Raw genomic sequence first — 17573 nt, 5'->3', positions numbered from 1 at the left:
AATGTGCGGGATCGTGGGCTATGTCGGGGCGCAGTCGGCGCTCGACGTCGTACTCGCCGGGCTGCGGCGGCTGGAGTACCGGGGGTACGACTCGGCGGGCGTCGCCGTCCTCGCCGGGGATGAGGTCGCCTGCGTCAAGAAGGCCGGCAAGCTCTCGCAGCTGGAGAAGGCCCTGGTCGACGACCCGCTGCCCGGCCAGGACGCCACCGGCGGCGGACACGGCGGCGCCACCGGCATCGGCCACACCCGGTGGGCCACCCACGGCGGGCCCACCGACACCAACGCCCACCCGCACCTCGACGCGAGCGGCCGCTGCGCCGTCGTCCACAACGGCATCATCGAGAACTTCGCCGCCCTCCGCGAGGGGCTGGTGGCCCGGGGCGCCGACGTCCGCTCACAGACCGACAGCGAGGTCGCCGCCCACCTGCTCGCCGAGGAGTACGCGGCGCTGGAGGGCACGGGCCAGGAGGGCGGGCCCCGCCTCGCGGGGGCGCTGCGCGCCGTCTGCCGCCGGCTGGAGGGCGCGTTCACGCTGGTCGCGCTGCACGCGGACGTGCCGGACGTGATCGTGGGGGCGCGCCGGAACTCGCCGCTGGTCGTCGGCTGCGGTGAGGGCGAGGCGTTCCTCGCCTCCGACGTCTCCGCCTTCATCGACCACACCCGCACCGCCATGGAACTGGGCCAGGACCAGGTGGTCGAGGTCCACCCGGACCGGGCCGTCGTCACCGGCTTCGACGGGGCGCCCGCCGACGCCCGCACCTACCGCGTCGACTGGGACGCCTCCGCCGCCGAGAAGGACGGCTACGACTCCTTCATGCTCAAGGAGATCGCCGAGCAGCCCAAAGCCGTCGCCGACACCCTCCTCGGACGTCTCGACCCGGCCCTCGGCACCCTCACCCTCGGCCCGGAACTCGGCCTGGACCCGGCCGTCCTGCGCGAGGCCGAGAAGGTCGTCGTCATCGCCTGCGGCACCGCCCACCACGCCGGCCTCGTCGCCCGCCTCGCCGTCGAACGCTGGGCCGGGCTGCCCTGCGAGGTCGAGCTGGCCAGCGAGTTCCGCTACCGGGACCCGATCGTCGGCCCGCGCACCCTGGTCGTCGCCGTCTCCCAGTCGGGGGAGACCGCCGACACCCTGATGGCCCTGCGCCACGCCCGCGAACAGGGCGCCACCGTCCTCGCCGTCTGCAACACCAACGGCTCCACGATCCCGCGCGAGGCCGACGCCGTCCTCTACACCCACGCCGGCCCCGAGGTCGCCGTCGCCTCCACCAAGGCGTTCCTCACCCAGCTCGTCGCCTGCCTCCTCCTCGCCCTCCACCTGGGCGAGGTGCGGCGCGGCCCCTCCGACGAACTCCGCGAGGCCGCCCGGGCACTGGGCCGCGCCCCCGAGGACGTCGCCGCCGTCCTCGCCACCATGGAGCCCGTACGCGAACTGGCCCGCGGCCTCGCCCACAAGGAGACGGTGCTCTTCCTCGGCCGCCACTCCGGACACCCGGTCGCCCTCGAAGGCGCCCTCAAGCTCAAGGAACTGGCCTACTTCCACGCCGAGGGGTTCGCCGCCGGGGAACTGAAACACGGCCCGATCGCCCTGATCGAGCCCGACCTGCCGGTCGTCGTGGTCGCCCCGTCCCCGGCCGCCTCGGGCGTCCTCCACGGCAAGATCGTCTCCAACATCCAGGAGATCCGGGCCCGGGGCGCCCGCACGATCGTGATCGCCGAGGAGGGCGACGAGGCGGTCGCCCCGTACGCCGACCACCTGATCCGGATTCCCGCCGTCCCGCCGCTGCTCCAGCCGCTGGTGGCGGCGGTGCCGCTCCAGGTGTTCGCCTGCGAGCTGGCGACGGCCCGGGGCAACGACGTGGACCAGCCGAGGAACCTGGCGAAGTCGGTGACGGTGGAGTGAGGGGGCCGCGGGGGCGGCGCCGGTACGTGAGGCCCCGGAGCCGACGCCCCACGTAACCTCGTCCCGTGTCTGCCTTCCCCCTCCACCGTGTCGCCGTGCTCGTGCTCGAAGGGGCCAAGCCGCTCGACGTCGGAATTCCCGCGCAGGTGTTCACGACGCGGGCGAGCATGCCGTACGAGGTGCGGGTGTGCGGGGCGGCGCCGGGGCTGGTGGCCGGGGGCGACGGGCTGGCGTACCACGTCGGGCACGGGCTCGACGCGCTGGCGTGGGGCGACATCGTGTTCGTGCCCGGGTACCGGCATCCGGACCGGGAGGACCCGCCGCCGGCCGTCGTGGAGGCGTTGATCGGGGCCCATGAGCGCGGCGCCCGGCTCGCCGCCATCTCGACCGGGGCCTTCGCCCTCGCCGCCACCGGGCTGCTCGACGGGCGGCGGGCGACGACGCACTGGCACTACACGCGGGCGCTCGCGGCCCGGCACCCGCTGGTCCGGGTGGACGAGAACGTGCTGTTCGTGGACGAGGGGAGTGTGCTCACCTCTGCCGGGGCCGCCTCCGGCCTCGACCTGTGCCTGCACATCCTGCGCGGGGACCTCGGCGTGGCCGCCTCCAACCACGCGGCCCGGCGGCTGGTCGCCGCGCCGTACCGCAGCGGCGGGCAGGCCCAGTACGTACCGCGCAGCGTGCCCGAGCCGCTGGGGGAGCGCTTCGCCGACACCCGGGAGTGGGCGCTGTACCGGCTCGGCGAGCCGCTGACCCTCGACCTGCTGGCGCGCCGGGCGGGGGTCTCGGCGCGTACGTTCTCCCGGCGGTTCGTCGAGGAGACCGGCTACACGCCGATGCAGTGGGTGATGCGCGCCCGCCTCGACCTCGCCCGCGAACTCCTCGAACGTTCCGAGCGCGGCGTCGAGCAGATCGCTGCCGACGTCGGGCTCGGCACCGGCGCCAACCTGCGCCTGCACTTCCAGCGCGTCCTCGGCACCACCCCGAGCGAGTACCGGCGGACCTTCACCCGGGGCGAGTAGACCGCCCTCGCCCGGCCGCTGGCGTGATCCTCGCGAACCATGGCGATCACGCCACTGGCGGTGACGCATCCGCAGAACGAGGCTGGTGGGAACGGGGCAGGGAAAGGGAGACACCTCATGACCACTCGCATCGCCATCAACGGATTCGGCCGCATCGGGCGCAACGTGCTGCGCGCACTGCTGGAGCGCGACACCACCCTGGAGGTCGTCGCCGTCAACGACCTCACCGAGCCCACCGCGCTCGCCCGGCTGCTCGCCTTCGACTCGACCTCCGGCCGCCTCGGCCGCCCGGTGAGCGCCGACGGCGACACGCTCGTGGTCGACGGCCACCGCATCAAGGTGCTGGCCGAACGCGACCCGGCGCGGCTGCCCTGGGCCGCCCTCGACGTCGACCTCGTCCTGGAGGCCACCGGCCGCTTCACCTCGGCAAAGGCCGCCCGCGCCCACCTCGACGCCGGTGCGCGCAAGGTCCTGGTCAGCGCCCCGTCCGACGGTGCCGACATCACCCTCGCGTACGGCGTCAACACCGAGGCGTACGACCCGGCCGCGCACACCATCGTCTCCAACGCCTCCTGCACCACCAACGCGCTGGCTCCGCTCGCCGCCGTCCTCGACGAACTCGCCGGTATCGAGCACGGGTTCATGACCACGGTGCACGCCTACACCCAGGAGCAGAACCTCCAGGACGGCCCGCACCGCGACCCCCGTCGCGCCCGCGCCGCCGGCGTCAACATCGTCCCCACCACCACCGGCGCCGCCAAGGCGATCGGCCTGGTCCTGCCCGGCCTCGACGGCAAGCTCTCAGGTGACTCGATCCGCGTCCCGGTCCCCGTCGGCTCGATCGTCGAACTGAACACGACGGTCGCCCGCGAGGTCACCCGCGAGGACGTGCTCGCCGCGTACCGCAAGGCCGCTCAGGGCCCGCTGGCCGGCGTCCTGGAGTACTCGGAGGACCCGCTCGTCTCCTCCGACATCACCGGCAACCCGGCCTCGTCCATCTTCGACTCGGCGCTGACCCGGGTGGACGGGCGGCACGTGAAGGTGGTCGCCTGGTACGACAACGAGTGGGGGTTCTCGAACCGGGTGATCGACTCGCTGGAGCTGCTGGCGCGGGGATGAGACGGGGCGCTGCCCACCGTCCGCGACCGGTGAGGTCCACGTACGCGGCCGCGTGCGGGTCGTCCCCGGCGCCGGCCCGTACCGCTCGGGCCGGCGCAGGAACGCCCGCTGCACGGACCCCCGGCCGCAGGGCGAGGGTGGTGCGGGAGTACGGACCTTCGCCACGATCCGCACTTCCCGCCTCGTGCGGTGCGTGTCCCCCGGTACCCCCTCTCGTGCGTCCGTTTGCCGTGCTTGTGGGGCGAAGTGGTTCCGGCCCTCCGCCGAATCTCCGTAGCGGGTGACGGTCCGGCGCCCCGCCGGGGGCCGTCGCCCGGCACTTCACGCGTACGTCGAACGCCAGGGGAATCGCCTGGGGCGAAGTCGCCGGCGCCAGAAGCCAGCGCCCGGATGGTCTTCTCCACGGGGCGCCCCTGGCACCGCGACCGTGCTGGTGAGCCGGTTCCGCTCCGCCGTCGCGCGATCGAGCCGGTGGCCGCGCGACCGTTGGCGTAAGGTCCCGGCCTAGCATGGTGCTCACGCGCCCCGTGCGGCGCGGACGGTTCGATCCGGCGCCAGGCTGGGACGGAAAGGTCGGCGGAAGTATGAGCGGCAGGCGTGCGGCGGTTGCCCGAGCCCTCCGCGAGGTCGCCCCATGATCATCGGTGTGGGCATCGACGTGGCCGGGATCGAGCGTTTCGCCGCCTCCCTCCAGCGCACCCCCGCCCTCCTCGACCGGCTCTTCGTCCCCGCCGAGCTGGTCACCACCGGCGGCGACCGGCGCGGCCCCGCCTCCCTCGCCGCCCGGTTCGCGGCCAAGGAAGCCGTGGCCAAGGCGCTCGGGGCGCCGGCCGGGCTGCTCTGGACGGACTGCGAGGTGTACGCCGAGGACACCGGGCGGCCCAGGCTGCGGGTGCGGGGGACGGTGGCGGCGCGGGCGGCGGAGCTGGGGGTGACCGGGTGGCACGTGTCGCTCAGTCACGACGCGGGAGTGGCGTCCGCCGTGGTGATCGCGGAAGGTTGACGCCATGCGACATGCCCACAGCGTGCAAGCCGTCCGTGCTGCCGAGAGTGAGTTGATGGCGCGGTTGCCCGAGGGGGCGCTCATGCAGCGCGCCGCCGCCGGGCTGGCCGCCGCCTGCGCCGCCCTGCTCCAGGGGCGCGGGCCCGTACCGGCCGTACGTCCCGGGCGCGGGCCCGGGGTGTACGGAGCCCGGGTCGTCCTGCTGGTCGGCGCCGGGGGGAACGGCGGTGACGCCCTGTACGCGGGCGCGCGCCTGGCGCGGCGCGGTGCCGGGGTGACCGCCCTGCTGCTCGCCCCGGCCAAGGCCCACCCGGGCGGCCTCACGGCGCTGGCCGCCGCCGGGGGCGAGATCATCGAGACGGCGGAGGAGACGGCGACCGATCCGGCGTACGCCGCCCACTGGCACCACGTCGAGCGGATGCTCACCCGCGCCGACCTGGTCGTGGACGGGATCACGGGGCTCGGCGGGCGCGGCGGGCTCAGGACCGGCGCGGCCCGGCTCGCGCACGCCGCCGAGGCCGACAAGGTGCCCGTCGTCGCCGTCGACCTGCCGAGCGGCGTGGACGCCGACACGGGGGAGGTGCACGGGCCGGCCGTCACCGCCGACCTCACCGTCACCTTCGGCACCCACAAGCCCGGCCTGTTCGTCGACCCGGCCCGCGAGCACGCGGGCACCGTCCGCCTCATCGACATCGGCCTCGACCTGCCGGGACCGGCGGCCGCCGAGGCGCTCCAGCACGTCGACGTGGCCGCGCTGCTGCCGCGTCCGGCGCCGGAGAGCGACAAGTACCGGCGGGGCGTGGTCGGGATCTGCGCCGGGTCGGCGCGCTACCCGGGGGCCGCCGTGCTGTGCGTGCACGGGGCGCTGCGGACCGGTGCGGGGGCCGTGCGGTACGCGGGCCCCGGTGACCGGACGGTCGTCGCGCGGTACCCCGAGACGCTGGTCAGCTCCGGGCTGCCGTCCGAGGCGGGCCGGGTGCAGGCGTGGGTGGTCGGGCCGGGGCTGGGGGAGGACGAGGACGCCGGGCAGCGCGTCGCCGACGTGCTGGCGCAGGACGTACCGGTCCTCGTCGACGCCGACGGTCTGCGCTTCCTGGACCGGGAGCGGGTGCGGGCCCGCAGCGCCCCCACCCTGCTCACCCCGCACGCGGGGGAGGCGGCCCGGCTGCTCGGCGTCGAGCGGGAGCACGTGGAGGCGGCCCGGCTGGCCTCGGTGCGGCGGCTCGCGCGGGAGTTCGGGGCGACCGTGCTGCTGAAGGGCTCGACCACGCTGGTGGCCGCGCCCGACGAGTCGATGCCGGTCCGCGTCAACGCCACCGGGACGCCGTGGCTGGCCACCGCCGGTTCCGGTGACGTCCTCTCCGGCGTCGTCGGCTCCCTGCTGGCCGCCGGCCTCTCCGCCCGTGACGCCGCCTCGGCCGGGGCGTACCTGCACGGCCTGGCCGCCCGCCACGCGGCCGACGGCGCTCCGGTCGACGCGCAGGACGTGGCCGGGGCGCTCCCGGCGGCCTGGCGGGACGTCAAGCGGGCGTGAACGGAGCGGGCGGAGGGCCCGCCGGTGACGGGCGTCCGCTCCGCCGTGCGGGCGGCGCCGGACAGCGCCGCCCGCACGATGGGCCGCGCCCCTGGACTCCGGTCAGCCGCAGACCACGTCGTGCAGCTCGATCGGGTCGGAGTCGAGCGCCACGTACGCGGTGAGCGTCTGACGGGCGCCGCCGGCCCAGGTGGTCGTCACTGCGGCAAGGGGCCCCGGGGCCGTCGGGTCCCGTCAGCTCTCCTCGCCCCGCGTCCGCCGGTGCAGCCACCCGAAGCGGACGGCGCCGACCGCGCCCAGCAGGGCCCCGGCCCAGCACAGCACGGTCATCCAGGCGGCCTGCGCGACGGTGAGCCACAGCAGGCTCACCACGATCAGGCCGAGGGAGATCAGGAACCGGTCCTTGTCGCTCGTCTCGTGACGCATGCGCGTTCCGCCTCTCGTCGCTGGGTCCCGAGGGTAGTGGCGGGGGCGGGCGTCTCCCGGGAGCACCGCTTCGAAGGCGCGGTCAACCCGCGCCCGAATCCGGGGGTTTACCCCTGGCGGCCCGGCCGCCCGGGCTCGTAACGTCGTCCTGTGCCGGGCGGTTGCCCGGAACCGAGGAATGATTCTGAGGGGTTCTCATGCGCCAGTCGCTCCGCACCCGCCGCCGTGGTCCCGCGGCCCTCGCGGTACCGGCCGTCACCGTCGCCCTCGCCGTCGGCTCGCTCACCTCGTGCGGTCTCGCGCGGGGCGAGAGGTACGAGGACGACAGCGCGCTCTCCGGCGCCGACCGGATCACCTCGGTGCGCCTGGAGAACGGCGCGGGCGGCGTCACGGTCAACGGCGTCGAGGACGGCACCGGCGAGCACAAGCTGCACCGCACCTTCGACTACCAGGGCGAGCGGCCCACGGGCGCCACCCACCGGATCGAGGACGGCGTCCTGGTCCTCGGCGGCTGCGGCGACCGCTGCGCGGTCGGCTACACCGTCGACCTGCCGGCCGGGCTGCCGGTCAGCGGTGAGGTCTCCAGCGGCGCGGTCCGGCTCTCCCGGGTCGGGGCGGTCGAGGTGACGACGGGCTCCGGCCACGTCGAGCTGGAGGGGGTCACCGGCTCCGTCCAGGTGCGGACCACCAACGGCCCGATCAGCGGCACCGGCATCCAGGCCGACCGCATCCAGGCCCGCACCTCCAACGGCCCGATCGACCTCACCCCCGCAGCCCCCGCCGACATCCGCGCCGAGACCGCCAACGGCCCCGTCACCCTCACCGTCCCCCGGGCCGGTTACCGGGTCACCACCGACTCGGCCAACGGCCACCGCACCGTCGACGTCCCCGACGACCCGAAGGGCGCGTACGCGCTCGACGTCCGCACCGGCAACGGGGCCATCACGGTACGGAACGGCTGAGCCGGGCGGGCCCCCGCTCCTGGTCCGGGTACTTCCGCCGCCAGTCGGGGACGCGGGCCCGCAGGTGCGGTTCCGGGACCTCGTAGACCGCGCTCAGGTGGTCGAGCGAGTGCCCGTCGCGGAGCTGGCCGAGGATCTGCTCGGCCTTCCACTCCAGGTGGTCGAGGAGGGCGGGGTTCACGGGGTTCACGGGTTTCCTTCCGAGGGGAGGGCGGCGGTGGACGTGGTGACGCGGAGCGGCGAGGTCAGAAGGTCCGCCCGCCTGCCGGTGGGCGCCGGTACGCGACGCGCGGCGCGGCGAGCACCCACTTCCCGTACCCCTCCAGCTCCAGCACCCTGCTCCCGGCCGAGTACGCCGCCTGCGCCCGCACCCGCCGGGCGCACCCCACAACGACCAGCCAGTCCCCTTCGCACACGGCCTGCGGGGTGTCCAGCAGCACGGCCACGAAGCCCGGGGGCGCGTGGGGGTCGGCGGCCCACGGGTAGTGCTGGAGTTCCCCGACGGGCACTTCGAAGGGGACCTCGCTGTGGACGAGGCGCACCTTCGCACCGGCTCCGGAACGGGTCAGGACGACCAGGGGGCGGCGGGTGCGGGGGTGCCAGGCGATGTAGGGCACGGTGGGCCTCTGGAGAGTGAGGGGATCTGCGACTGCCCCTCAATCTGGTGCATTCCTCGATAACTTGGCGACGGATACATGTGCCGATTCGGAAGTCGGCTCATGGCACATGGAGGGCATATGCCAGGTGGGCAAACACCCAAGGAGCTGACCCCGGATTCGGGCCGCAAGTTGTTCGGGCTGCAGCTGCGCAAGGCTCGCCAGCAACGTGGGCTGAGCATGGACGTGTTCATCGAAGAGTTCGTGGCGCGTACCCGCACACCGATCAGCAAAGCGAGCCTCGGGCGCATCGAGCGGGGGGAGTACTTGGCGCAGCCGGTGCTTCCGGCGCTGCTCGATCGCTTCTTCGAGACGGACAATGAGCTGTTCGTCGATATGTACGACTTGGCGTGTCTGGAGTCGGTTCCGCAGCAGTACAAGTTGCGCTCGAACCTGGAGCGTGACGCGGTAGCCATCAAGGCGTACAGCGGCACCGTGATACCGGGTTTGTTGCAGACCGAGGAGTATGCGCGCGAGCTGTTTCGTGCGTGGCGCCCCGGGGACGAAGGTTGGTCGGAGACTCAGGGCATCTTGCGTCGGAAACGACAGGCCCGTCTCTCTTCCGACGACCCTCCGTTGTTGTCCGTATTGGTGGACGAGACCGTGCTGACCCGACAGGTCGGGACGCCCGGCGTCATGCGAACCCAATTGGAGTTCGTGCTCAGCATGGTGGACACTCCGACGTGCGAGATCCACATGGTTCCGGCAGGTCTTGGAGCCCACGGACTTCTCGGCGGCACGCTGATTCTCATGACCACCCCGAAGGGGCAGACGTACGCGTACGAGGAAGCCATTTCCACGGGCACGCTCGTAGAGGCACCGGAGCGCGTGCAGCACCTTGAGCGTCACTGGGATCGACTATGGGGCCGTTCTCTGTCTCCCATGGAGACGGCCCGGTTCTTGAAGAACGCGTTGGAGGCGTTTCCATGATCGATCCTGAGTGGATCAAGTCCACCTACAGCAACGGGTCCGGCGGCGACTGTCTGGAGTGGGCCAGGGGGTACGCCGTAGCCACTGGCCTCGTCCCGGTCCGTGACAGCAAGGACACGAGCATCCCCAGCATCACCGTGAGCGGTTCCGCATGGTCCACCTTCGTGGGCTCGTTGAAGACGCGGGGCTGAACGCAACCTCTCAGGGGTAGGTCCTCCGCGCTGGAGTGTGGCCGAACCCCTGGGAGGAGCAGCCGTGTTCGACTCCGAGTGGACCAAGTCTTCGTACAGCAGCCAGGACGGCGGGAACTGCCTGGAGTGGGCGAAGGGGTACGCCCTCGCTCATGGCCGGGTCCCCCTCCGTGACAGCAAGGACACGAGTGTCCCGGGGTTTACGGTCTCCGGTCCGGCTTGGGCCGCTTTCGTTCGCTCGCCCGAGGTGCAGTACGGCACCGACCGTCGGTGAGCGTCCGCTGTAAGGGGCCGCTGTCGGGTCGGGCCCGCGGCGTCACGACCTCAGCGCTACCTGTTCCGGTGAGTGCAGCTCGCCGGTCGTTGCGTCGACGATCGCCCCGTAGTGTTCACGTTCGGTCTGCACGGAAAGTATCCAGTGCACTCGCCAGCTGCCGTCGCGCTCCTGAGCCAGCAGCACCGGTTCCGCGCGTTCGCCGCCTTGCACGCTGCCGCTGAAGTGGTTGTCGAATATCTCCCAAGCGCGACCGACGGTTGTGCGCATCGGTGGCAGGTCGGGATCGGCGATGTCTCGCGTGAATACGCTGGTGAGACTGCCGTTCTTCTCCATCCGAACGTCGAGTCGCATAGGCAGAAGGACATCGCCCTGCCATCTGCGCCAGCTTGCTTGCCAGCCGGCGTCCTCGCTCTCATCGAGAGGATCGACCGCGAGCTGTGTGCCCTCGGTCGCCCATGGCGCATACCTTTCGGCATAAGAGGACGTCTCACGTGGCGATGTCTCGTCCACGAACCGCTCGCTTGTGGGCACACCCAGGCAACTGAGCCGAGGTAGCCCCGAAGTTTTCACTGTCCCCCGGCCGCCAAGTAGCTTCTTGACCCTCACACCGTGTCAGGCGGTCAGCTCGGAGACATCATGTTCACCATCGGAGACTTCGCCCGGCATGGCCGTGTCTCGGTCCGGATGCTGCGTCACTACGACGTGACCGGACTGCTGCGCCCGGCTCACGTCGACCCCGCCAGCGGCTATCGCTACTACTCCGCTACCCAGCTCGCCCGCCTCAACCGGATCATCGCGCTCAAGGACCTCGGATTCACTCTCCAGCAGGTCCAGGACATCGTGGATGAGAAGGTCGGCATCGAGGAACTGCGTGGCATGCTGCGGCTTCGGCGGGCCGAACTGGAGACCGCAATGGCTGCCGCAGCAGCACGGCTGATCCAGGTCGAGGCGAGGCTCCGAGCGATCGAGAGCGAGGGGCACATGCCCACGAACGACGTTGTCATCAAGAGCGTCCCTTCCGTCCGGGTGGCGGAGCTGACCGCAACCGCCGCGAGTTTCGAGCCCGAGGACATCGGCCCGGTCATCGGGCCGCTCTACGACGAGCTGTTCCGGTGCCTGGGCTCGGCGGGTATCACCCCCACGGGCCCCGGCGTCGCGTACTACGAGGACGCCCCGGAGGGCGGAGGCAGGATCAGCGTCCACGCCGCCGTCCAGGTCTCCGCCCCTCTCCAGGACGGCACCTTCCGGATCCTCGACCTGCCGTCCCTCGACCAGGCGGCGACCATCGTGCACCGCGGTTCGATGGACACCGTGCTCCCCACCGCCCAGGCCCTGGCCCGCTGGATCGACGCCAACGACTACCAGTCGACCGGATACCCCCGCGAGATCAACCTGGAGTGCCCGGAAAACCGTGACGACTGGGTGACGGAACTGCAGGCACCGGTGACCCGGGCCTGATCAATCGCGCCCCAGCCTGGCCGCCCACGTCGAGGGCTGACCGCAACCATCGAGGCCCCGGCGCGGCGGTGAGCCGGGTGCCGGGCCCCGGCGGCGGGCGTCAGGTGCGCCGGGCGTAGATCACCGCGCCGGGGCAGGCCATGAGCCCCGCACCGCGAAAGAACACCGCTGACGAGCCGAGGCCGGCCGCTTCTCCCCCCGGCTCGCGCCGGAGAGCGGTGGCCGCCTTCGCCGCGTACCGGGTCGATGCCCGGCTGCCGGGTGGCGGCGGTGGACGGAGCGGTGTGTCAGCCGGGCGGACCCGGCCCGGTGGGGAACTGTGGGGAGCATGACGACGCACCTCGGACTTCCCGACGGCATCACGGCGTGCCTCTTCGACCTCGACGGGGTCGTCACCCGGACCGCGGTGGTGCACGCCGCCGCCTGGAAGGCGATGTTCGACGCCTTCCTGCGCGACCGGGACGGCACGGATTTCCAGCCCTTCACCGACTCCGACTACGAGAGGTACGTCGACGGGCGCCCCCGCGCCGACGGCGTCCGCTCCTTCCTCGCCTCCCGGGGCATCGAGCTGCCCGAGGGCACCCCCGACGACCCGCCGAACGCGCAGACCGTCAACGGCCTCGGCAACCGCAAGAACCAAGCCCTCCTGGAGAAGATCCGCACCGACGGCGTGGAGCCCTACGAGGGCACCCTGCACTACCTCCACGCCGTCCGCGCCGCCGGTCTCGCCACCGCGATCGTCTCCTCCAGCGCCAACACCCGGGAGGTGCTGCACTCCATCGACGCCGAGGGCCTGTTCGACGTACGGATCGACGGGGTGGTGGCCCGGGAGCGGGGGCTTCCGGGCAAGCCCCGCCCCGACACCTACCTGGCCGCGGCCCGCGATCTCGGCGTCGAACCGTCCGGCGCGGCCGTCTTCGAGGACGCGCTGGCCGGGATGGAGGCGGGCCGCGCGGGCCACTTCGGCTACGTGGTCGGCGTCGACCGCGTCGGCCAGACCGACGCCCTCTACGCCCACGGCGCCGACCGTGTCGTCAAGGACCTCGCCGAGCTGGGAGGAGACGCGTGATCACCAACCAGACGTACACGGTCGAGCCGTGGCGGGTCCGCGAAACCTCACTCGACCTGGACATCCTCGCGCAGAGCGAGTCCGTCTTCGCCCTGTCCAACGGGCACGTCGGCTGGCGCGGCAACCTCGACGAGGGCGAGCCGCACGGACTGCCCGGCACCTACCTCAACGGCGTCTACGAACTGCACCCCCTGCCCTACGCCGAAGCGGGTTACGGCTACCCGGAGTCGGGCCAGACCGTCATCAACGTCACCAACGGCAAGCTGCTGCGGCTCCTGGTCAACGACGAGCCCTTCGACCTGCGCTACGGGCGGCTCCGCGCCCACGAACGCACCCTGGACCTGCGGCGCGGCGTGCTGGAACGCACCTGCGAGTGGACCTCCCCGGCCGGTACGACCGTACGGGTGCGCTCCACCCGCCTGGTCTCCCTCACCCAGCGCGCCATCGCCGCCGTGGAGTACGAGGTCGAGCCCGTCGACGAGCGGACCCGGGTGGTCGTCCAGTCGGAGCTGGTCACCAACGAGAGCCTGCCCGGCTCGGGCGGCGACCCGAGGGCGGCCAAGGCGCTCCAGTCCCCGCTGGAGCCGGAGGAGGACCTGGCGCTCGGGACGCGGCTGCGGCTGGTCCACCGCACCCGGCGCAGCGGCCTGCGGGTCGCGGTCGCCGCCGACCACGACATCGACGCTCCCGGAGAGGTCACCACCACCGGCGAGAGCCACACGGACGTCGCCCGCCTGACCATCAGCACCGTCCTGGAACCGGGGCAACGGCTGCGGGTGCGCAAGACGGTCGCCCACGGCTGGTCGGGCGCCCGTTCCCGGCCCGCGATGAGCGACCAGGTCGAAGCCGCCCTGGCCGCCGCGGCGCACGGCGGCTGGGACGGGCTGGTGGCCGGGCAGCGTTCCTACCTGGACGACTTCTGGGACCGCGCGGACGTCGAGGTGCACGGCGACGCGAGAATCCAGCAGGCCGTGCGCTTCGCCCTCTTCCACGTGCTCCAGGCCGGCGCCCGCGCCGAGCAGCGCGCGATCCCGGCCAAGGGGCTGACGGGCTCGGGGTACGACGGGCACGCGTTCTGGGACACCGAGATGTTCGTCCTGCCGGTGCTGACCTACACCGCGCCCGAGGCCGTCGCCGAGGCCCTGCGCTGGCGCCGGGACACGCTGCCCGCCGCCCGGGACCGTGCCGCCCAACTCGGCCTGGGCGGAGCCGCGTTCCCCTGGCGGACCATCGACGGATCGGAGGGCTCCGCGTACTGGCCGGCCGGGACCGCCGCCTTCCACGTCGCCGCCGACATCGCGCACGCCGTGGTGCGCTACACGGCGGTGACCGGCGACACCGGCTTCGAACGCGACACGGCCGTGGAGATCCTCGTGGAGACCGCCCGGCTGTGGCGCTCCCTGGGCCACCACGACCCCCACGGGGTCTTCCACATCGACGGCATCACCGGGCCGGACGAGTACAGCGCCGTCGTCGACGACAACACGTACACGAACCTGATGGCGCGCTCCAACCTCCTGGCCGCGGCCGAGGTGTGCGCACGCCACCCCGAGGAGGCGGCCCGGTTCGGCGTCGGGGAGGAGGAGACCGCCGCCTGGCGGGACGCCGCCGAGGCGGTGCACATCCCCTACAACGACGAGATCGGCGTCCACGAGCAGCACACCGGCTTCACCCGCCACCAGCACTGGGACTTCGAGGGCACGAGCGCCGAGCAGTACCCGCTGCTGCTGCACTTCCCCTACTTCGACATCTACCGCAAGCAGGTCGTCAAACAGGCCGACCTCGTGCTGGCCATGTACACCTGCGGCAGCTGGTTCGACGCCCACTGCGACGAGGACCAGCTCGCCGCGAACTTCGCCTACTACGAGCCGCTGACGGTGCGGGACTCCTCCCTGTCCGCCTGCTGCCAGGCCGTCGTCGCGGCCCGGACGGGCCATCTGCGGCTGGCGTACGACTACGCCACCGAGGCCGCCCTGATGGACCTGGCCGACCTGGAGCACAACACCCGCGACGGGCTGCACATCGCCTCGCTGGCCGGGACCTGGGTCGCGCTGGTCGCCGGATTCGGCGGCACCCGCCGGCACGGCGACGGAATGCGCTTCGCCCCCCGGCTGCCGGAGAGGCTGAGCCGGCTCGCCTTCCGGCTCCAGTTCCGCGGGCGCGGTCTGCGGGTCGAGATCGCCCCCGACACCGCCACGTACGCGCTGCTGTCCGGCGATCCCCTGACGATCCACCACCACGGGAGCGAGGCGCACCTCAACGGGGACCAGCCCCTCACCCTCCCCATCCCCGCACCACAGCGGCGGCCCGCCCCCGAACAGCCGCCGCACCGCCGCCCCCGCTCCGCCGACCGGCCGGAGCAGAGCGAAGGCTGAGGCGCACGTGGCGGCGGGCCGCAGGGCCCCGCACCGGCGCCGAGGGCGGGTGCGGGGCCCTGCGGCGGCAGGTCAGGCGTGGCGGTTGTAGATCACCGTGCCCGGGCAGGCCGTGAGGCCCTGGCGGGTGGCGCAGCCGGAGTACTCGGCGTTGCCGTTGTACCAGGCCCAGCCACCGATGGTGCGGCCGTTCAGCCAGGTGTAGGCGCCGTTGAGGTTGGCGTCGTAGGTGCGCAGGCTCCAGTGGACGTGGGGGCCGGTCGCGTAGCCGCCGGCGCAGGTGTCGACGCCGATGGAGCCGAGGCGGGTGCTGCCGGAGACGGCCGTTCCGTTGAAGTAGGCCGTGTTGTGCATGTGGTAGTAGTCCGTCGAGTAGCCGCCGGGGTGGATGACCCGGGTCCAGCCGCCGCCGGAGCCGCACATCGAGGTGGCGGTGCCCTCCCGGGAGGGGCGGACCTCGCCGGTGCCGCCGGCGAAGTCGAGGGAGCTCCAGTTCCCGCTCCCGCCGTGGGTGTGGGGGCCGCCGGTGAGCGTCATGACGGTGTCGGGGGCCCAGGGCAGCAGCAGGCCGTTGACGTTGGCCCGGGTGCCGATCGGGCCGGGCTGGGCCTCGCGCTCGGCGTAGGCGGTCATCGTCTTCCGCTCGGCCTCGCCGACCAGCGGGGACGCGGCCACGTGGTCGGCGAACGCCTCGTCGCCCTCCAGGCCCGGGACCCACTTCCCGTTCTCGCGCTGGGCGAGGAAGAGCCAGCCCTCCGGGCCGCCGTGGTGGTCGCGGGGCGCCTCGACGTAGGCGACGCCGCGTGCCCAGTCGCCCTTGGCCGCGCGGACGTCGACGACGACCTCGCGGCCCTCCTCGGCGAGCCGGGCGACGGCGGTCCCCGGCGACAGCTCCCCGGCGTCGTGGGAGCGGGCGAGGACGTCCGCCGAGACGGCGTCCACCAGGGCCTGCCGGGCGGTGCCGAGGCGGTCGGCGGCGGTGTCCGCCATCTTCACGGTGACCCCGGCGGAGGGCGACGCGGCGGCCGGGCCCTCGGGGGCCGCCGCGGCGGCCGGCACGGCGGTGAGCAGGCCGGCCGTGGCGGCGAGGGCGGTGAGGGCGGCTCTGAGGGACCGTCTGGACAGCATGGGGGATTCCCTTTCCTGGGTGGGGAGGGCCTGCCGGGCGGCGGGGTGAGAGCGCAGCCTTCCGAGTCCACCGAAGGATTGTCAATGTTCAGTCAAAGACTGCCCGGGAACTGGCCTGGCCGGGCTGCCCGAAACGGACGCGGTGGCCGGTAACCGCCGTCTCCCGGCGCCTGCCCCGGCCTCCCGGAGGCTCCGGTTACGCTTACGGGCGAGCCGGGACCCGCGACGCGGCGGGCCCCAGCCCCGACAGCGGGGCGCAGCCCCCACCCCGTCTGCCCCGATGAGCATCGCGGTCTGCGCCCCGGGCGAAGACCGCCAGAACCACCGGAGGTAGCGGATGCGGGCGCGGGTCGAGATCGATCTCGGGGCTCTGCGGGCCAATGTGCGGGCACTGTGCGCGCGGACGGACGGTGCCGCCTACATGGCGGTGGTCAAGGCCGACGCGTACGGGCACGGCATGGTCCGCTGCGCCGAGGCGGCGCTCCAGGCGGGAGCCGGCTGGGTCGGCGTCGCCACACCGTACGAGGCGCTGGAACTGCGCGCCGCCGGCATCACCCCGGAGCGGGCCCGTGTCATGTGCTGGCTGTGGACGCCGGGCGGGCCCTGGCGCGAGGGGATCGAGGCCGACCTCGACATGTCGGTGAGCGACCCGTGGGCGCTGGCCGAGGTCACCGAGGCGGCCCGGGCCGCCGGCCGCACCGCCAAGATCCAGCTGAAGGCCGACACCGGCCTCGGCCGCAACGGCTGCCAGCCCGCCGACTGGGCCGGCCTGGTCGACAAGGCGCGGGCCGCCGAACGCGAGGGCCTGGTGACCGTCACCGGGCTCTGGTCCCACTTCGCCTGCGCCGACGAGCCCGGGCACCCCTCCATCGCCGCCCAGCTCGCCCGGTTCGACGAGATGAGCGCGCGGGCGTTCGCCGGGGGCCTGCGCCCCGAGGTGCGGCACATGGCCAACTCGCCCGCCGTGCTGACCCTCCCCGAGGCCCGCTTCGACCTGGTCCGCCCGGGTATCGCCATGTACGGCCTGTCGCCCGCCCCGGAGCTGGGCACCCCGGCCGACCACGGACTGCGCCCGGTGATGACGCTGGCCGCGCCGCTCGCCCTGGTCAAGCACGTCCCGGGCGGCCACGGCGTCAGCTACGGCCAGCACTACCTCACCCCCGGCCCCACCACCCTCGGCCTGGTCCCGCTCGGCTACGGCGACGGCGTACCGCGCCACGCCTCCGGCGCCGGGCCCGTCCTGGTCGACGGGAAGTGGCGCACGGTCGCCGGGCGGATCGCGATGGACCAGTTCGTGGTCGACCTCGGCGGCGAGACGCCCCCGGAGGGTACCGAGGCCGTGCTGTTCGGGCCGGGCGACCGGGGCGAGCCGAGTGCCGAGGACTGGGCGCGGGCGGCGGGCACGATCGCGTACGAGATCGTCACCCGGATCGGCGGACGGGTCCCGCGCGGGTACCTCGACGAGGACGGGGCGGGCGCTGACGCGGCGGGGGAGCGGGGCTGACCGCCGCCCGCGCCCC

The 17573-nt window shown here is 73.3% G+C and carries 18 protein-coding genes; 13 read left to right on the top strand and 5 right to left on the bottom strand.

Going from position 1 to position 17573, the window contains the following annotated elements:
- The first annotated feature begins 1 nt into the window (after position 1).
- The 5 genes from glmS to ACSLIC_RS09415 all read left to right on the top strand — a co-directional run bounded on the left by glmS (position 2) and on the right by ACSLIC_RS09415 (position 6581).
- Positions 2-1903: a glutamine--fructose-6-phosphate transaminase (isomerizing) gene (gene glmS, locus ACSLIC_RS09435; RefSeq protein ID WP_436737249.1), complete on the top strand. Its 1902-nt coding sequence runs from the start codon at positions 2-4 to the stop codon at positions 1901-1903.
- A gap of 65 nt (positions 1904-1968) precedes the next feature.
- Positions 1969-2925: a GlxA family transcriptional regulator gene (locus ACSLIC_RS09430; protein WP_436737248.1), complete on the top strand. Its 957-nt coding sequence runs from the start codon at positions 1969-1971 to the stop codon at positions 2923-2925.
- Positions 2926-3042: 117 nt separating this feature from the next.
- A complete protein-coding gene (gene gap / locus ACSLIC_RS09425; RefSeq protein ID WP_436737247.1) occupies positions 3043-4044 on the top strand; it encodes a type I glyceraldehyde-3-phosphate dehydrogenase in 1002 nt (333 codons plus the stop codon).
- 634 nt (positions 4045-4678) lie between these two features.
- Positions 4679-5047 carry a holo-ACP synthase gene (locus ACSLIC_RS09420; RefSeq protein ID WP_436737246.1) on the top strand — a complete coding sequence of 123 codons (369 nt, stop codon included), beginning with the start codon at positions 4679-4681 and terminating at the stop codon, positions 5045-5047.
- 4 nt (positions 5048-5051) lie between these two features.
- The gene (locus tag ACSLIC_RS09415) at positions 5052-6581 is read left to right on the top strand and encodes an NAD(P)H-hydrate dehydratase (protein ID WP_436737245.1); all 1530 of its coding nucleotides are present in this window, start codon (positions 5052-5054) and stop codon (positions 6579-6581) included.
- 234 nt (positions 6582-6815) lie between these two features.
- Here ACSLIC_RS09415 and ACSLIC_RS09410 read toward each other — a convergent pair whose 3' ends face one another.
- A complete protein-coding gene (locus tag ACSLIC_RS09410; protein ID WP_436737244.1) occupies positions 6816-7007 on the bottom strand; it encodes a hypothetical protein in 192 nt (63 codons plus the stop codon).
- Between the two features lie 197 nt (positions 7008-7204).
- Between ACSLIC_RS09410 and ACSLIC_RS09405 the strand changes: the two genes are divergently transcribed.
- Positions 7205-7969, top strand: coding sequence for a DUF4097 family beta strand repeat-containing protein (locus ACSLIC_RS09405; protein WP_436737243.1), 765 nt, complete (start codon positions 7205-7207; stop codon positions 7967-7969).
- Here the strand turns inward: ACSLIC_RS09405 and ACSLIC_RS09400 are convergent.
- Together ACSLIC_RS09400 and ACSLIC_RS09395 are read right to left on the bottom strand one after the other, a co-directional pair.
- Complete coding sequence (locus tag ACSLIC_RS09400) at positions 7950-8159, bottom strand: hypothetical protein (protein ID WP_436737242.1); 210 nt, start codon at positions 8157-8159, stop codon at positions 7950-7952. The two genes, ACSLIC_RS09405 and ACSLIC_RS09400, sit on opposite strands and share 20 nt — an antisense overlap.
- A gap of 55 nt (positions 8160-8214) precedes the next feature.
- Positions 8215-8586, bottom strand: a complete 372-nt coding sequence (locus tag ACSLIC_RS09395; protein WP_436737241.1) for a hypothetical protein — start codon at positions 8584-8586, stop codon at positions 8215-8217.
- Between the two features lie 120 nt (positions 8587-8706).
- On the opposite strand from ACSLIC_RS09395, the gene ACSLIC_RS09390 reads away from it, so the two are divergent.
- The 3 genes from ACSLIC_RS09390 to ACSLIC_RS09380 all read left to right on the top strand — a co-directional run bounded on the left by ACSLIC_RS09390 (position 8707) and on the right by ACSLIC_RS09380 (position 10020).
- Positions 8707-9555, top strand: a complete 849-nt coding sequence (locus ACSLIC_RS09390; protein WP_436737240.1) for a Scr1 family TA system antitoxin-like transcriptional regulator — start codon at positions 8707-8709, stop codon at positions 9553-9555.
- Positions 9552-9746, top strand: coding sequence for a DUF397 domain-containing protein (locus tag ACSLIC_RS09385; protein ID WP_436737239.1), 195 nt, complete (start codon positions 9552-9554; stop codon positions 9744-9746). Before ACSLIC_RS09390 ends, ACSLIC_RS09385 begins: the two co-directional genes overlap by 4 nt.
- Positions 9747-9810: 64 nt before the next feature.
- Positions 9811-10020, top strand: a complete 210-nt coding sequence (locus ACSLIC_RS09380; RefSeq protein WP_436737238.1) for a DUF397 domain-containing protein — start codon at positions 9811-9813, stop codon at positions 10018-10020.
- Between the two features lie 42 nt (positions 10021-10062).
- Here ACSLIC_RS09380 and ACSLIC_RS09375 read toward each other — a convergent pair whose 3' ends face one another.
- Positions 10063-10533: a hypothetical protein gene (locus tag ACSLIC_RS09375; RefSeq protein ID WP_436737237.1), complete on the bottom strand. Its 471-nt coding sequence runs from the start codon at positions 10531-10533 to the stop codon at positions 10063-10065.
- Between the two features lie 126 nt (positions 10534-10659).
- Between ACSLIC_RS09375 and ACSLIC_RS09370 the strand changes: the two genes are divergently transcribed.
- The 3 genes from ACSLIC_RS09370 (at position 10660) to ACSLIC_RS09360 (ending at position 14925) form a co-directional block, all read left to right on the top strand.
- Positions 10660-11481: a MerR family transcriptional regulator gene (locus ACSLIC_RS09370; RefSeq protein ID WP_436737236.1), complete on the top strand. Its 822-nt coding sequence runs from the start codon at positions 10660-10662 to the stop codon at positions 11479-11481.
- A gap of 328 nt (positions 11482-11809) precedes the next feature.
- Positions 11810-12550: an HAD family hydrolase gene (locus tag ACSLIC_RS09365; RefSeq protein ID WP_436737235.1), complete on the top strand. Its 741-nt coding sequence runs from the start codon at positions 11810-11812 to the stop codon at positions 12548-12550.
- Positions 12547-14925, top strand: coding sequence for a glycoside hydrolase family 65 protein (locus ACSLIC_RS09360; RefSeq protein ID WP_436737234.1), 2379 nt, complete (start codon positions 12547-12549; stop codon positions 14923-14925). The genes ACSLIC_RS09365 and ACSLIC_RS09360 overlap by 4 nt, the downstream gene beginning before the upstream one ends.
- 72 nt (positions 14926-14997) lie before the next feature.
- Here the strand turns inward: ACSLIC_RS09360 and ACSLIC_RS09355 are convergent, their stop codons facing one another.
- Entirely contained in the window at positions 14998-16053 is a 1056-nt protein-coding gene (locus ACSLIC_RS09355; RefSeq protein ID WP_436737233.1) for a M23 family metallopeptidase, read from the bottom strand.
- A gap of 337 nt (positions 16054-16390) precedes the next feature.
- On the opposite strand from ACSLIC_RS09355, the gene alr reads away from it, so the two are divergent.
- Positions 16391-17557 carry an alanine racemase gene (gene alr / locus ACSLIC_RS09350; RefSeq protein ID WP_436737232.1) on the top strand — a complete coding sequence of 389 codons (1167 nt, stop codon included), beginning with the start codon at positions 16391-16393 and terminating at the stop codon, positions 17555-17557.
- Positions 17558-17573: the final 16 nt, after the last annotated feature.

Source organism: Streptomyces sp. BBFR102, assembly GCF_051397025.1.
Taxonomy (GTDB): Bacteria; Actinomycetota; Actinomycetes; order Streptomycetales; family Streptomycetaceae; genus Streptomyces.
Note: the sequence above shows the minus strand (reverse complement) of the source record. Positions and strands in the feature narration are given on the sequence as shown.

Excerpts from the sequence above, each read along its gene's own strand:
- glmS (WP_436737249.1), top strand. The coding sequence starts at position 2 with ATGTGCGGGATCGTGGGCTATGTCGGGGCGCAGTCGGCGCTCGACGTC.
- gap (WP_436737247.1), top strand. The coding sequence starts at position 3,043 with ATGACCACTCGCATCGCCATCAACGGATTCGGCCGCATCGGGCGCAAC.
- ACSLIC_RS09420 (WP_436737246.1), top strand. The coding sequence starts at position 4,679 with ATGATCATCGGTGTGGGCATCGACGTGGCCGGGATCGAGCGTTTCGCC.
- ACSLIC_RS09415 (WP_436737245.1), top strand. The coding sequence starts at position 5,052 with ATGCGACATGCCCACAGCGTGCAAGCCGTCCGTGCTGCCGAGAGTGAG.
- ACSLIC_RS09410 (WP_436737244.1), bottom strand. The coding sequence starts at position 7,007 with ATGCGTCACGAGACGAGCGACAAGGACCGGTTCCTGATCTCCCTCGGC.
- ACSLIC_RS09405 (WP_436737243.1), top strand. The coding sequence starts at position 7,205 with ATGCGCCAGTCGCTCCGCACCCGCCGCCGTGGTCCCGCGGCCCTCGCG.
- ACSLIC_RS09390 (WP_436737240.1), top strand. The coding sequence starts at position 8,707 with ATGCCAGGTGGGCAAACACCCAAGGAGCTGACCCCGGATTCGGGCCGC.
- ACSLIC_RS09385 (WP_436737239.1), top strand. The coding sequence starts at position 9,552 with ATGATCGATCCTGAGTGGATCAAGTCCACCTACAGCAACGGGTCCGGC.
- ACSLIC_RS09370 (WP_436737236.1), top strand. The coding sequence starts at position 10,660 with ATGTTCACCATCGGAGACTTCGCCCGGCATGGCCGTGTCTCGGTCCGG.
- ACSLIC_RS09365 (WP_436737235.1), top strand. The coding sequence starts at position 11,810 with ATGACGACGCACCTCGGACTTCCCGACGGCATCACGGCGTGCCTCTTC.
- ACSLIC_RS09355 (WP_436737233.1), bottom strand. The coding sequence starts at position 16,053 with ATGCTGTCCAGACGGTCCCTCAGAGCCGCCCTCACCGCCCTCGCCGCC.
- alr (WP_436737232.1), top strand. The coding sequence starts at position 16,391 with ATGCGGGCGCGGGTCGAGATCGATCTCGGGGCTCTGCGGGCCAATGTG.